Consider the following 15,793-nt stretch of genomic DNA (forward strand, 5'->3'; position numbering starts at 1 on the left):
GACAAGAAAGCAGAAAAACGTTATGATAAAAGGAGCGGACATAAATAGAGATGAGGTCTATGAATGAAGGTAAGGGAATGGATAAATCACGATGGAATCCGGCGCATTATTGTACTTGCGATTCTGGTTCTGGTGATTTTTGCTATGCAAAGTATGATGAATATTATTTTACTTACATTACTGCTGACGATCTTAATCGGTAGTATGTATGATGGGCTAATGAAGTTATTTCAAAAGTTCATTCCTAATGTCTCACGTTTTTTTGTATTGCCATTAGTTTATTTGATTTTGCTTGCTGTTATCGGCTGGGGTGTATATCGAATGGTGCCTACAGTGATTATGCAGGTCACTCAGTTATACCAGATGATTATTGAAGCATATCGACATCCTCACGAGAGTGAGTGGAATCCGTACATTATTAACTTTTTGAATACGTTAAATGTACAGCGTTTTATCGAACCGGGTTTTAATGTGATTTTGAAAATTAGTAAATTAGGTTCTCAATTACTTATAGCATTATTGCTTAGCTTATTTTTCTTATTAGATCGTGCGCATATTACGCGGTTTACAGCTTCTTTCCAAGAAAGTAAGTTAGGTTGGTTTTTTAAAGAAGTCGGCTATTTTGGTAAAATGTTTTTAGATACATTTGGCAAAGTGATTGAAGCTCAATTATTGATTTCATTGATCAATTGTATTATTACGATTATTGCGCTCTGGTTTATGGGCTTCCCGAATTTGTTAGGGCTGGCTTTGATTATCTTTATGTTAGGCTTAATCCCGGTTGCAGGAGTATTTATCTCACTGGTGCCATTGGGATTGATTGCGTTCAGTATTGGCGGAGTCAAATATATTGTCTATCTGCTGATTCTGGTGGTTGTTATTCACGCGATTGAAGCATACTTCCTTAATCCGAAATTGATGTCCAGTAAAACCAATTTGCCGGTTTTTTATACTTTTGTCATTCTGATTTTTTCCGAGCATTTTATCGGCCCTTGGGGATTGATTATCGGTATTCCGCTATTTGTCTTTTTCCTTGATCTAATCGGTGTTACTCGTAAGAAAAGAAGTATAGAATAAGCGATTTATCCTAAAATATTATTAGATCGCTTGCGTATATTGAAAACGTTTATGCTGAGTATGAGAGCTATAAACGTTTTTTATTTTTACAAAAATTTTACATATAGGATTAGCTTTTCATTATAGAGCATGATATCCTTATAAACATATCGATCTACTTAGGTATACAACTATTCATATTTGGAGGGATTTTATATGAGCGTCAATTCACCAAAAACATCAGAACTATTTACCCCTTTTCATACAACACAATTAGAATTGTCCAATCGGATCGTTATGGCTCCGATGACACGTAATTTTTCACCTAATGGTGTACCTGGAGCAGATGTAGCAACATATTATCGACGTCGTGCTGAAAATGAAGTAGCGTTGATTATTACAGAAGGTACAGCGATCAATCATCCTGCGGCAGTCTCTTCTCCTGATATTCCTGTTTTTCATGGCGAAGAAGCGCTAAATGGTTGGGCAGAAGTAGTGAGACAAGTCCATGAAGTTGGTGGCAAAATTATGCCTCAAATCTGGCATGTCGGTATGGCTCGTAAAGTAGGGTCTTTGCCAAATGTAGAAGCTCAACCGATTGGGCCATCCGGTCTTGATATTGATGGTCAAAAAGTAAATGAACCTTTAACTACAGAAGAGATTCAAGAAGTTATTCAAGCCTATGCCCAAGCGGCGGCTGATGCCAAAAGAGTAGGATTTGATGGGATAGAGCTTCATGGAGCGCATGGATATCTTATTGATCAGTTCTTCTGGTCGCAAACGAATCAACGTACTGATGAATATGGTGGCGATCTAGTAGCACGTACGCGCTTTGGTGTAGAAGTAGTCAAAGCATGTCGCGCTGCGGTAGGCCCTGATTATCCAATCGTGTTCCGTTTCTCACAATGGAAAATGAATCATTACGATGCTCGTCTTGTCGAGACAGCAGAAGAATTGGCTCAATTTTTACAACCATTATCTGAAGCAGGCGTTGATATTTTCCACTGTTCGACTCGTCGCTTCTGGGAGCCTGAATTTGAAGGTTCTGACCTAAATCTTGCAGGCTGGACGAAAAAAATTACAGGTAAACCAACGATTACAGTTGGTTCTGTAGGACTGAATCAAGTCTTTTTGAGTAATACAACCGAAGATGTATCTGAAAGTATTCGTCTTGAAGAATTGGATGCAAAACTAAATGCAGGTGAATTTGATCTAGTCGCTGTTGGTCGTGCATTGATTGGTGATGCGGCATGGGCTACCAAATTACATGAGCAACGTACTGATGATATCAAAACATTTGATCAAGAAGACTTGAAGTCTTTGAAATAAGTACTATTATCGAAAAAGAGCAACCTTGCTATGAAGGTTGCTCTTTTTTTGTTGATAGTATACGCAAACGATAAATAAAATGATTCATTTTGGCATCTATAAGTCACTTTTATAATATGAATGTAAACTTAACTACCTTACTATGTAAAAATAAGATAAAATATTACCCATTTATTTTGCTTTTTTTACAAAATAGCTTACTTTTGAATATATTTCCATGCTAATATGAGTTAGATATCTATTCTTTCAGTACATAGGAGGCAAAACATGGTAACACGTAGTGGAATGAAATCAAGGTGGGTAAAGTATGCTTTAATGGTGGCAATTGCTTTACCAATGGAGACAGGATGGCTAGGTGGATTGACAGCGGTTCATGCAGAAGGCCCAACAGATCCGGCTCCCTTTATTGCGGCTAAAGTCGTTAACGACAATGCAGGTAAAAAAGTATTGTTCGATAACAGTCATGCTCAAACAGCAGGAGCGGCGGATTGGGTGATTGACGGAGGTTTTTCTGATTTTGCAAACGCATTAGCTAATGATGGTTACTATGTCAAAGAACTTCGCAAAAGTACACCGATCACATATAGTGATTTGAGCGATTATGATGTATTTGTGATTGCAGAACCGAACATCCCGTTCAAAACAACAGAACAAGCAGCGATGAAACAATATGTTGAAAGCGGTGGCAGTATTTTCTTTGTCGGTGATCATTACAATGCAGACCGTAACAAAAACCGTTGGGACGGATCAGAAGCAATCAACGGGTATCGTCGTGGTGCATGGGAAGATCCAACCAAAGGCATGAGTACAGAAGAGAAAAATTCTGCGGCTATGCAAGGTGTCGTCAGTTCAGATTGGTTATCTGATAACTTTGGGATTCGTTATCGTTATAATGCTTTAGGAGATATCAATGCTAATCAAGTGGTTGCACCGAATCAAGCATTTGGCATTACAGAAGGTGTAAGCAGTGTAGCAATGCATGCAGGTTCTACGCTTGCAATCACTGATCCTGCCAAAGCTAAAGGAATTGTGTATTTGCCTGAAACGAATGCGTCTTGGGGAAATGCTGTTGATCAAGGAGTGTACAATGGTGGCGGTATTGCTGAAGGCCCTTATGTAGCAGTCTCCAAATTAGGAGCGGGTAAAGCTGCATTTATCGGAGATTCTTCTCCAGTGGAAGATGCTTCACCTAAATATCTACGTGAAGAAACAGGTACCAAAAAAACAACGTACGATGGATTTAAAGAAGTAGATGACGGTGTATTGCTTGTTAATACAATTAACTGGTTATCAGACAAAGAAAACTACACTAACTTTAGTCAGGTAGATGGTCTGCAATTAGATCAACCGACAGCATTGTTGCCAATCGAGACTCCACAGACGTCTACAGAGCCACAAGCAGAGCCTTGGGCAGCACCAGCAGCAGGTTACAAATGGTGGGATTCTTCTACATTTAAGCCAGGTTCATACGGTAGCGCAGTTTCGGTTACTACACCAACGTATAGCTTAGTGCACCAAGCTGAATTGCCAAATGCAGAACCTTTTCAAATCCGTATTGTAGCTGATAATTTAGCAGCGAACAGCACAGTGACTGGTTACAGCAGTGGTATTTTCTTAACAGGTGGAACGCAGGTAGGTCAAGTACAGAATGCTGATGGCACATGGCCGACAGCATATGGATACAGCTCGACGTACAGCTTAACCGCAGATAGTAAAGGTCATGCATACAAAGATATTACAGTACGCGTGAAGCCAGGTACAACAGGAACGGCAAGTCTACGTCTAAGATTAAACGGTAGTAATCTTGTGACTACGCCAGTGACGATTGCGAATGTTCCTGCTGAGCCATTGCCAGAAGAAAATGGTGGAGCACAGCCTACACCTGCATTAACTACCATTGCAAATGCTCGTACTCAAGCAGAAGGTAAGCTGGTCACGATTGAAGGTACAGTTACTACAGAACCAGGTGCTTTTGGAGGACAAGCTTTTTATTTACAAGACAATACAGCAGGAATCTATGTATACCAGAATCAAGCTGGATTTCATCAAGGTGATGTGATCAAAGTAACAGCTCCACTTGCGTTGTACAATACAGAGCTAGAGTTAACCGATCCGGTAAGTATTGAGAAAACAGGTACAGCGGCATTGCCTAGTGCAACAACCGCAGTAGCGGTAGATACGTATAATCAAGGACAATTGGTACAATTGAAAAATGTACAGATCAGCAATATCGTTGCAGCTACACCGACAGGTTCTTTTGAATTTGATGTGACTGGCAATGTATATGGTGATCAACCTGTTACTACGCATGCTCGTGTTGATGCACGTACAGGATTAACTCAAGCTAATTTTGCTTACCAAAATGGACAATTTGTAGATATCACTGGAGTAGCAGCTATTTTCAAAGGTGTATTCCAATTGAAACCAAGAAGTGCGGCAGATATCGTAGCTGTTACTAGCACACCTCCTACGGAACCAACGGAACCGACAGAACCACCAGCTACTGATCCATTAGCAACAGACGTACCAGGCACACCTGTATTAACAGATAACAATGGGCATGATACAGGGCTTAAAGATGGCAACTATACTATCACGATGAATATGTGGTGGGGAAATAATGGTTCTACGTACAAATTGTATGAAGGTGATCAAGTGATTAGCAGTGGCAAGCTTGCTGATCAATCACCAAATGCACAGACAGTACAAGCCGATATCAAAGGTAAAGCTAACGGTTCGTATACGTATACGTTGGAATTAACCAATTCATTCGGTACAACAAAAAGCCAGCCGTTAGTTGTAAACGTAACAGATGCTTCTCCTGCTAAGCCAGTATTGTCTAATGACAACTGGGATGGAGACGGTAATTATCAAGTAAGTATGAATCTATGGTGGGGAACGAATGCGACAGAATACCGTTTATACGAAAATGGTACATTGATCGACACTCAATCTTTAAAAGAAGGTACTCCACAAGCTCAACATGCTATCAGTGGTATTACGAATCGTTCAGCAGGTACGTATGAGTATGTGGCTGAATTGGTTAATGCTTCAGGCACAACGAAAAGCGAAGCTATCACTGTAAAAGTTACTCAATAATCCAAATTTCTCTGTATAAATACAATATGATCTACAAAAAAGCCTTGAACTTCAACGGTATGCAGATCGCATATCAGTATCGAAGTTCAAGGCTTTTTCTTTTTTATGACTATAGAAGTAATCTTCAACTAGATCGGATACGGTTATTCAGTGTTGTGAATATACTTATCCTTGTACAATAGCAACGAGCAGTACGATCCAACCTGCGATAAAAGCAAGTCCGCCAAGAGGAGTAATCGCACCTATTTTACGAACGCCAGTTAAGCTAAGTACATACAAGCTTCCTGAAAATAAAATAATCCCTGCAAACAGCAACCAACCTGCGGTTACTGCAAGCGTAGAGTGAGTTAGACTATGTCCAAGTGTCCCTACTATCAAAATACCCAGTCCATGAGCAATATGGTATTGTACACCTGTTTCATATACTTTCATCATATCGGCGTTCAGCTTCTTTTTGAGAGCATGTGCACCGAAAGCTCCAAAAGCCACAGCTAAAGCCATCATGATACAACCGATTATCAGTATTGTTTGCATGTTATCTACCTCCAATAGACCTCACAATATCGTTATTTATAATTTACGTAAGTAAATATTTTGAATCGTATGATTGGCTTCCTTTTTCAAAATGAGCTGTGCGCGTCCTTTGGTAGGAAGAATATTTTCATGTAGATTTTTGGCATTGATCGATTCCCATGTATGATGAGCTACAACAGTCGCTTCTTCTTCAGACAGATCCGCAAAGCGAGAATGGAAGTAGGAATCTGGATTTTGAAAAGCAGTCTGACGTAACAATTGGAAGCGCTCTACATACCAACGAGCAATATTTTTCTCTTCGGCATCGATAAAGATCGAGAAGTCAAAGAAGTCGCTCACAAATAACGGACTATCCTTTTTCACCTGTAAAACATTAATTCCTTCTACGATCAGAATATCAGGATGATCGATTACACTTTGTTCATCGGGAAGAATGTCATACGTTAGATGTGAATATTTAGGCGCTTTTACTTTTGGTTTACCGGATTTGACTTCTCCAATAAACTGAATTAAGCGCTTAATATCATAACTTTCCGGGAATCCTTTACGATTCATAATACCTTTTTTCTCCAACACAGCATTAGGATAAAGAAAGCCGTCGGTAGTGACAAGATCGACTTTGCGATGCGTATCCCAACGGGTGAGAAGAGTCTGGATTAGGCGTGCTGTAGTGCTTTTTCCAACAGCTACACTACCAGCAATACCGATAATATAAGGCGTTTTACGGGCTTTTTTCTGTAAAAAAGAAGTCGTTAACTGATGGAGCTGTTGAGAAGCACCCACGTAAAGATGAATCAGATGAGTCAGCGGTAAATAGACCTCTTCCACTTCCTGGAGAGAGACCTGTTCATTTAATCCACGTAGCTTTTCTAATTCAATCTCGGTCAAAGATAATGGTGTATCGTGATCTTTTAAGGAAGCCCATTCCTTACGATCAAACTCGATGTATGGCGAATATCGTTTCATGTGCTCTCACTTTCTGAGAATTTTTTTAATTCTAGTGTACCAAACTTTACAACGAAAAACATATAAAAGGTTTATCGTATGTTCTATTGACTGTGTAAGCAGTGAGAGTAAGCAAAGATTGATGATAATCCTAACAAATAGCTTACATCGATCTTGCTTCTTATGTATTGAATAGACTAAGGTAGATAAAGACTAGATATAGAAATGAAGTTTACTTACTTTCTTGATACTAAGATAATGTTCATTTCTCAATATACATAATGGTAATATAAGTATACATTGTTTTATTTAAGTTGATACAAGCGTACATGCTATCGTTACAATATGGATTTATTTTATCAAAATGTATGCATAATGATCTTATGATGACAGGCTATAAGGAGGAACAATTTTGTCCGAAAAATATCATCACTCCCATTCTTCCGATCAGGACAAATCTACATTCAATCTTGAATTTCATACCAAATCCTTATTAAGCGATACATCTGTTGTGCATACTCCTGCTTCTTTTGCCAACATGTTAGATACGCTTGAAATGATGCCTTACCGCAATATCAATCTTTCTGTATCTGAAGTTCGTAAAAGTCTACAAATTGCGAAGTCTCTTGATGTAGAAGATCTGATTATTCGTACTCAACTGATCCATGCTGATATTATGGGCAGACAAGGTAAAATTGCTGAAGGCGGACGCAAAATTCGCAAAATTAATAAATGGGCATTGGATCATAATCATCATTATCTGTTAGCTCGCAGTCATCGATTACTGGCTGCTTTTTATAGACGTATTGGAGATAATGAAAGTGCATTAGAAAATGCTGTGATTGCTTTTAAATACTTACCTGACGATACTTCACTACCTATTCGTGCAGATCATCTGATGACATTGGCGTTAACACTAGATGAAGTAGGAGCATACGAAGATTCGGTACATCGTTTTCAAGAAGTATTGGAGATTGCAACGGCTACAAATGATTTTCAAATTTCCATGTTTGTTTTAAATAATATGGCATACACTCATTATGAACGTGGCAATGTTCCTGAAACGTTAGAATTGATCGCTCAAATGCGTGAATTAAGTGTGAAATATCAAGTACCTTTAGAAGCACAACAATTAGATACGATTGCTGTGATTGAGATTCAAGCTGGTCGCCCGGAAGAAGCGGAGAAAACATTGCAACCGATGCTTTATGCACCTGTAGGCACACGTAAGCTAGGAGAGCTTGCTACATTGCCAGAATGTCTATTAACGCTAGCCAAAGCACAACGTCTACAAGGCAAATTAGAAGAGTCTGAAAAAACATTACGAGAAGCTGCACATGTCTCTGAAGAACATGGACTTGCACGTCTAAGTGTCAAAGTCAGACTGGAACGTTCGGAATGGTATGCCGCTTCCAATCGGTATCAAGAAGCGTACGAAGAACATCGTTTATTTTTTAAAGAAAATGAAACATTGCGTTCCACTCAGCGCGAGACCCGGGCACGTATTTTACAAATTGTATATGATGCTGAAGAAGCCAAACGCGATAGCGAGTATTTTAAAGAAATGGCATTGCGTGATCCTTTAACCGGTCTGCATAATCGTCGCTTTATGGATGTGCATATGAACAAATTGTTAGAGCGCTGTATTCTACTGGATCAACCTTTAACTGTGGCGATGATCGATCTGGATTTTTTCAAATTAATCAATGATACATTGTCTCATGAAATAGGCGATATTGTTCTGGTTCATGTTGCAAAAATTTTATCGTTAACGATTCCTTCGACTGCGGCTGTAGCGCGTATAGGTGGGGAAGAGTTTGTGGCTGTATTTCCAGAAACAGATCTTAAACAGGGCAGGGTATACGCCAATATGTTGTGTGAAGCAATTCGTTCAGCAGATTGGAGCCCGATTACAGGTAGCTTACCTGTAACAGCGAGTATCGGAATTTCTACGATTACCGATCAAGCTCAATCCAGTTCAGAATTACTAGCTCTGGCAGACTATCATCTCTATGAAGCGAAAAAAGCAGGTCGTAACCAGGTGATTTGCGGGGAAGATGTATTAAGAAATAACGAATAATTTCTCTGATATTTAGTTATTTTTAATAAATAACTTATAATTAATAACAATTAGGTGTATACTATAGACATAGTGAATCCATAACACCATCCATAATTAACAAGAAGGAGGTATTCATTATGTCTGAACAACAACATTCAGATTCATCACATGTTACAAATACATTAGGAAATATACCAATATCTGTACTTGATCTTGCACCGATTACAGCAGGATCAACTGCCTCAGATGCTTTTAAAAATAGCCTTGATATGGCACAACATGCAGAAAAATGGGGATACAATCGTTACTGGGTAGCCGAGCATCATAATATGCCAGGGATTGCGAGTTCTGCAACTTCAGTAGTGATCGGCTATTTAGCGGCTGGAACATCAACAATTCGTGTTGGTTCCGGTGGAATTATGCTTCCTAACCATGCTCCACTTGTAATAGCAGAGCAATTCGGTACACTTGAATCGATGTATCCAGGACGGATTGATCTAGGTCTTGGACGTGCACCAGGTAGTGATCGCCGGACAACGCTGGCTTTGCGGAGACAATTAGATAGCGGAGAAGATTTCCCTGAATTGTTAGAAGAATTAACGTCCTTTTTCGATGCGTCAGCGACTTCTTATCATGCACCTATTCGCGCTGTACCGGGCGAAGGCTTGACTATTCCGATCTGGTTATTAGGTTCTAGTGACTTTAGTGCTCAATTAGCAGGTCAAAAAGGATTGCCGTTTGCTTTTGCAGGTCATTTTTCACCTGATTATACACAGCGTGCATTAGCGGTCTATCGTCATCATTTCGAACCATCAGCTATTTTGCAAAAACCGTATGCTATGGTCGGTGTAAATGCGATAGCAGCAGATACAGATGAAGAAGCAGAATGGTTAGGTACGACTATGCAACAGCAATTCCTCAATATTATTCGTGGCAAAACAGGTCAAGTTCAACCGCCTGCTGATATGTCTAGCAAATGGACACCTTATGAGAAAAATGCTGTCGAGCAACAATTACGCTCTACCATCAAAGGCGGCCCTGAAAAAGTCAAACAGCAACTAACACAATATATTGCAGATACAGGAGCTGATGAACTGATTGTGACAGGAATGTTATATGATCATCAAGCAAGATTGCGCTCTTATGAAATTATCAGTGAAGTGGCTGAGATTCGTAACACAGTCAACAGTTAATTATTCAGCATGATCTATAGAACGAACAAACCGGCGATATGCTTTCGGAGCAGAGCCGGTTTTTCTTTTGAATAAATCATGAAAATAAGATAAATCATGATACCCGACCTGCTCGCAGATTTCACTGATTTGCTGATCTGTAGTACGTAATAGATCACATGCTGCTTGAATCCGTAACATCTGTACATAATGAGACATTGATGAACCTGTATGCTTTACAAATAGTCTATGAAGCTGACGAATACTAATCTTCATTTGAACAGCGATATCAGATACAGATATCGGTTCATGATAATGAGTATGAAGCTTGTGTAGAATCTCTTCCCATGTAGAAGAAGATGGAGGAAGTAAGACTTCACTCTCCTTCTCCAGTCGATGCAACACCAATAAAATTTGAATCACATAAGTATATACAGCCGCTATCCAACCTGACCGTCCCCGATGATACTCTTCGTATACCTGTTGAAATAACCAATGAAATTGTTGAAATCGATCATAACAATAACGATACTGCTTATCAGTTAACAAAGGATTAATGACTTCACTCCCCGGATAAGTAGACAATACCTCTACTAACGAATCTGCATCGAAAATACAATTATAGACAATCAATGGATCAGCATCACTAGCCGGTGATGGACGATATACATGAGATATGCCCATCGGTAATAGAAATAGATCTCCTTTTTTGACAGGAGAAGAGATACCATTGATCACATGACTTCCTGTACCTTCACTTACATAATTCAACTCCAAAAAATCATGTACATGTTCATGCAGTTCATACGACTCAGCTACCCGATTAATATAGATTGGAATATCTTTGGTAAAAAAGTAATCGCCGATTAGCATATCTATTCTGCGTTTGATCGTCATCGTATCATCACTCATCCTTTCTGTTGTCCGATTTGCCACTTTAATATGTCCGAATACTCCATTTTAAACGCTTACAACTATCGTATGATAAAAAAGAAAGCATCTCAAGTAGGTATCAGCGCAAGCTTATCATCTTAACGATTGAAGGAGCGGATATACTATGAATTCATTTTTAAATAACGGATTAGAAGTCATACAACTGCAATGTGAATATCGTACCGACTGGTTAGGGAGTGATCATCTTCGTCCTCAATTTAGCTGGGTTATTCAATCTAATCAACGATCGACAATACAGTATAGCTACCATATACAAGTTTCTTTAGAGAAAGAAGATTGGACACAGCTTCTCTGGGATTCTGGAGTCGTGGTTAGTGATCAATCGATTCAAGTCGAGTATGCAGGGTCACCTTTGCAATCCCGTACCCGTTATTATTATCGTGTACAGATTGAAGATCAAAGGGGAAGAAGGTCAACATGGAGTGAGATTCAGTGGTGGGAGACGGCTTTGTTAGATCAAGCAGAATGGCAAGCACAATGGATTACTCCAGAGGAAGAATGGCATCATCCACAGTTAGAATCTGTTTTTCAATTACGTAAAGCATTTACATTAGCTAGCAATATCAGTTCTGCACGTATCTATGCAACAGCAGCAGGATTATATGAGCTGTCTATCAATGGTGCGCGTGTAGGCGATGAATGGTTTGCCCCAGGCTGGACTAGCTATACCCATCGCCATCAGTATCAGACGTATGATGTTACAAATTATCTACAAGCAGGGCAGAATACAATTGGCGTCAGTCTAGCAGATGGATGGTATACCGGTCGTCTTGGTTGGGAAAATCAGCGTCAGCATTACGGAGAGCACAAAGCCTTATTGTTACAGCTTCATCTTCGGTATGACAATGGAGAAGAAGCAATCATCGGTACAGATACATCATGGCGCAGTGCATCCAGTCCAATTACTCTGGCGTCTATTTATGATGGAGAACATTATGATGCGCGCTTAGAACAACCGGATTGGGATCAACCTGTCTATGATGATTCTGCATGGTCAGGTGTGAAAGTAATCGAATTACCTTATCATCATCTGATTGCTCAAGAAAATTGGGCTGTTCGCGTAACAGAGATACTGAATCCTGTAGAAGTGATACATACACCTGCCGGAGAGACAGTATTAGATATGGGGCAAAATATGGTCGGTCGTATACGTGTAAAAGGTATTTTACCTGCTGGTACGCACTATGTTATACATCATGCTGAAATTTTAGATCAACAAGGGAACTTTTATCGTGGTAATTTGCGAACTGCCAAGCAAGCCGTTCATTATATCGCTAATGACCAACAAGATCGTATGATCAACCATGCGCCACGCTTTTCGTTTCAAGGCTTCCGCTATATCCAGATTGAAGGATTAGATCACCTCACCGATCAGCAATTACTAGAGATGGTTACAGGAGAAGTGATGCATTCTGATATGCCGATTGCAGGTTCATTTGAATGTTCTCATCCTCTAATCAATCAATTACAGCGTAATATTGTATGGGGACAACGGGGCAATTTTCTTGACGTGCCTACAGATTGTCCGCAACGAGATGAACGCTTGGGTTGGACAGGAGACGCACAGGTATTTATACGCACCGCAGCATTCAACTACAATATCGCTCCTTTTTTCAAAAAGTGGTTACGTGACTTGAGCGCAGATCAACGCTCAAATGGCAGTGTACCTTTTGTTGTGCCTGATGTTTTAAGTGTACCGGACGATGAAAAAGGAGATACAGAATTGCCTGCTTCAGCGGCGTGGGGAGATGCGGCGGTGATCTGTCCTTGGGTGATCTATTTGCATTATGGAGATCAGAAAATATTACAAGAACAATATAGTAGTATGAAAGCATGGGTTGATTATATTTACAATCAAGGCAGTAATCATTATCTCTGGAATACAGGATTTCATTTTGGAGATTGGTTAGCACTGGATGCCAAAGAAAATAGTTATATGGGAGCGACACCTGTCGATCTGGTTGCTACTTCGTACTTTGCCTATTCTACTCGAATTGTACGGGATACTGCTGTTGTATTAGGTGAAGCAGAAGATGTGAAATTATACAGTGAACGCCTTGAGCAAATTATTCAGGCATACCGTCATGAATTTGTGACACCAGCAGGACGACTAGCTGCACCGACTCAGACTGCACATGCGCTAGCATTGATGTTTCATTTGTTAGAAGAACCCGATCAACAACGTACCGCCACTGAATTAAATCGTCTTGTGATCCAAAATGATTATCATTTAACGACAGGGTTTGTCGGTACTCCGTATCTATGTTTTGCTTTGTCAGATCATGGATATCATGAGACAGCGATCAAATTATTACTTCAGGAGCAATATCCATCCTGGTTATATCCTCTTTCCAAAGGCGCTACAACAATCTGGGAGCACTGGGATGGTATTAAGACAGACGGATCATTCTGGCCGGATGACATGAACTCGTACAATCATTACGCGTATGGTGCAATCGGAGAGTGGTTGTATCGTTATGTTGCCGGATTAGATATGGATGAGAGTATGCCTGCCTACAAAAAAAGTAAAATTCATCCTCGATATGGCGAAGGAGAGATTACTTCTGCTAGCGCTATATTAGAATCTGCTTATGGAAAAATCCAATCTAGCTGGATTGAGCAGGAGGGTCAGCGACAATTAGAAGTGATAATTCCTGCCAATACAACGGCTGATATTATATTAGATCATGCTATATTATCTTCTATTCGAGAACATGGTCAGCCATTACACGAGATTGAAGGGATTCAGAATATACAAGAAGTTCAAGGCACAGTCATCCTAACGATTGGTTCCGGTCATTACCATTTGGTGTACCAATATCAGCCGATCACAACATCGGTATAAATACATGGTATACATGGCAAAAAATATGGTTAAAAGCTCTGTTGTTTCTTTGTACAACAGGGCTTTTTGCTATTCTTATCTATTCTGCTGTATCTATAAAAGTGGCATCGCTATACAACCACTGTTATAATCATACGCAATGTGTTAGAGATTCATCGTCAAAATGGCAGGGTAAAACATGCATAAATTTACAATAACACTTATAGAGAGACAATAATACAACGTGCCTTCTCAGCACAGAACTAGAAAAAATGGCTATTGAGCTGTTGAACAATAGCATTGTTTTCTGGCAAAGGAGCGAAAGAGATGAACACGAGAGATTATTATTTTGATAATTTGAAATTCCTTTTGATTACTTTAGTAGTCATCGGTCATTTGATTGAGCCGTTATATGAAGATCCGGTACTACGACCGATTTATTTGATGATTTATACGTTTCATATTCCGCTATTTGTGCTGATATCCGGTTATTTTGCTAAAAATATCGGTAGTGGCGACTATTTGAACAAAGTGATTAGCCGATTGATTGTACCTTATTTGCTTTTTGAATCGTTATATTCGCTGTTTGATTTCTGGATATACGATCGCGCTGAATTAAAATTTTCTTATTTTACGCCGTACTGGTTGATGTGGTTCTTTTTTAGTATGATTTTGTGGAAAGTAGCCATGCCTTATATCATTCGTATTCGTTATGCTGTGCCTATAGTGATTGGAATCGCTATCCTAGCAGGATATGCTAATGATGCACAATATTATGCTAGTGTGTCACGTACGCTTGTCTTTTTCCCTTTCTTTTTGATCGGTTATTATTTAGATAAATCGCTTATCGATCGATTACGTACGACTACGATGCGAATCTATTCCAGTATTGGATTGATCCTTACATATGTGGTGATCTCGTCATATGGATATACATTTAAAAAAGAATGGTTTTTTGGCAGTTTCTCTTATGAATCGTTAGGGCATGACGAATGGAGTGCAGGTATATATCGGATGGCTGTTTATGGGGCTGCTGTAGTGATTGGAGCTATGGTTATGATTTTAATTCCTCAGCGCCAACTTCCCTGGATATCGACAATGGGTACTAATACGCTGTATACATACCTGCTACATGGATTTATCGTGTTGTATCTGACCGCAGGTGATTCTTATGCTCACTTTACAACGACAACCGAAAAGTTACTGTTAATTCCTCTAGGAATCATGCTAACGATGTTATTATCTTTTAGCAGTATTCGTTATCTATTCAAATGGTTAGTTGAACCTAAAATGAAGTTGTTATTGAAATCGAATCCCCATCGTTCTAATCGCAAAAGCCAAACAGGATAAAGCAATCACAAGGAGGAGCTATGGAGAATATTACGGTACAGCAGATAGATTGGAATAGTGATCAATATCTTGCGTGTCTGGCATTGCGTGATGAAGTACTACGGCAACCTTTAGGACTCAGTATATGGGATGATCCCTGGCAAGAAGAAGGCAACGATATTCATATCTGTGCGACTTGGGGAGAAGATACTGTGGGTGTCCTTTTGTTGCGTCCACTTGATCAGCAAATGATACAGATGAAGCAAGTCGCTGTAAGCGAAGCTGTTCGGGGGAAACATGTTGGCAAGAAGTTAGTAGAATTAGCTGAGCAGATTGCTATCACTGAAGGATATCGCACTATCATTTTACATGCCCGCGAGAATGCTATTCCTTTTTATACAAAGCTTAATTACTCTTCAGTCGGAGAACCATTTACAGAAGTGGGTATCAAGCATAGTAAAATGATCAAACATATCCAGTAAATCAATC

The 15,793-nt window shown here is 39.6% G+C and carries 11 protein-coding genes; 8 read left to right on the plus strand and 3 right to left on the minus strand.

Features of this window, described 5'->3' with window-relative positions:
• Positions 1 to 63 precede the first annotated feature (63 nt).
• From ACFSGI_RS10400 to ACFSGI_RS10410, 3 genes are all read left to right on the plus strand, one after another.
• Positions 64 to 1,077, plus strand: coding sequence for an AI-2E family transporter (locus tag ACFSGI_RS10400; RefSeq protein ID WP_204824065.1), 1,014 nt, complete (start codon positions 64 to 66; stop codon positions 1,075 to 1,077).
• A 195-nt stretch (positions 1,078 to 1,272) separates the two neighbouring features.
• The gene (locus tag ACFSGI_RS10405; RefSeq protein WP_204824066.1) at positions 1,273 to 2,385 is read left to right on the plus strand and encodes an NADH:flavin oxidoreductase; all 1,113 of its coding nucleotides are present in this window, start codon (positions 1,273 to 1,275) and stop codon (positions 2,383 to 2,385) included.
• 267 nt (positions 2,386 to 2,652) lie between these two features.
• A complete protein-coding gene (locus ACFSGI_RS10410) occupies positions 2,653 to 5,484 on the plus strand; it encodes a chitinase N-terminal domain-containing protein (RefSeq protein WP_204824067.1) in 2,832 nt (943 codons plus the stop codon).
• A gap of 165 nt (positions 5,485 to 5,649) precedes the next feature.
• Here the strand turns inward: ACFSGI_RS10410 and ACFSGI_RS10415 are convergent, their stop codons facing one another.
• Together ACFSGI_RS10415 and coaA are read right to left on the minus strand one after the other, a co-directional pair.
• Positions 5,650 to 6,018 (minus strand): DUF423 domain-containing protein, encoded by a 369-nt coding sequence (locus tag ACFSGI_RS10415; RefSeq protein ID WP_204824068.1) that lies wholly within the window; start codon positions 6,016 to 6,018, stop codon positions 5,650 to 5,652.
• 36 nt (positions 6,019 to 6,054) lie between these two features.
• Entirely contained in the window at positions 6,055 to 6,984 is a 930-nt protein-coding gene (coaA, locus tag ACFSGI_RS10420) for a type I pantothenate kinase (protein ID WP_204824069.1), read from the minus strand.
• Between the two features lie 391 nt (positions 6,985 to 7,375).
• Between coaA and ACFSGI_RS10425 the strand changes: the two genes are divergently transcribed.
• A complete protein-coding gene (locus ACFSGI_RS10425) occupies positions 7,376 to 9,043 on the plus strand; it encodes a GGDEF domain-containing protein (protein WP_204824070.1) in 1,668 nt (555 codons plus the stop codon).
• A 119-nt stretch (positions 9,044 to 9,162) separates the two neighbouring features.
• Positions 9,163 to 10,218 (plus strand): LLM class flavin-dependent oxidoreductase, encoded by a 1,056-nt coding sequence (locus ACFSGI_RS10430; protein ID WP_204824071.1) that lies wholly within the window; start codon positions 9,163 to 9,165, stop codon positions 10,216 to 10,218.
• On the opposite strand, the gene ACFSGI_RS10435 is transcribed toward ACFSGI_RS10430, so the two are convergent.
• Complete coding sequence (locus tag ACFSGI_RS10435) at positions 10,219 to 11,133, minus strand: helix-turn-helix domain-containing protein (protein WP_204824072.1); 915 nt, start codon at positions 11,131 to 11,133, stop codon at positions 10,219 to 10,221.
• Between the two features lie 121 nt (positions 11,134 to 11,254).
• Here ACFSGI_RS10435 and ACFSGI_RS10440 point away from each other — a divergent pair, with 121 nt between their 5' ends.
• From ACFSGI_RS10440 to ACFSGI_RS10450, 3 genes are all read left to right on the plus strand, one after another.
• A complete protein-coding gene (locus ACFSGI_RS10440) occupies positions 11,255 to 13,996 on the plus strand; it encodes a family 78 glycoside hydrolase catalytic domain (RefSeq protein ID WP_204824073.1) in 2,742 nt (913 codons plus the stop codon).
• A gap of 306 nt (positions 13,997 to 14,302) precedes the next feature.
• Complete coding sequence (locus ACFSGI_RS10445; protein WP_204824074.1) at positions 14,303 to 15,325, plus strand: acyltransferase family protein; 1,023 nt, start codon at positions 14,303 to 14,305, stop codon at positions 15,323 to 15,325.
• Between the two features lie 20 nt (positions 15,326 to 15,345).
• Positions 15,346 to 15,786, plus strand: coding sequence for a GNAT family N-acetyltransferase (locus tag ACFSGI_RS10450; RefSeq protein WP_204824075.1), 441 nt, complete (start codon positions 15,346 to 15,348; stop codon positions 15,784 to 15,786).
• Positions 15,787 to 15,793 lie beyond the last annotated feature (7 nt).

Origin of the sequence: Paenibacillus nicotianae (assembly GCF_042681745.1) — a bacterium.
Classification (GTDB): Bacteria; Bacillota; Bacilli; order Paenibacillales; family Paenibacillaceae; genus Saccharibacillus; species Saccharibacillus nicotianae.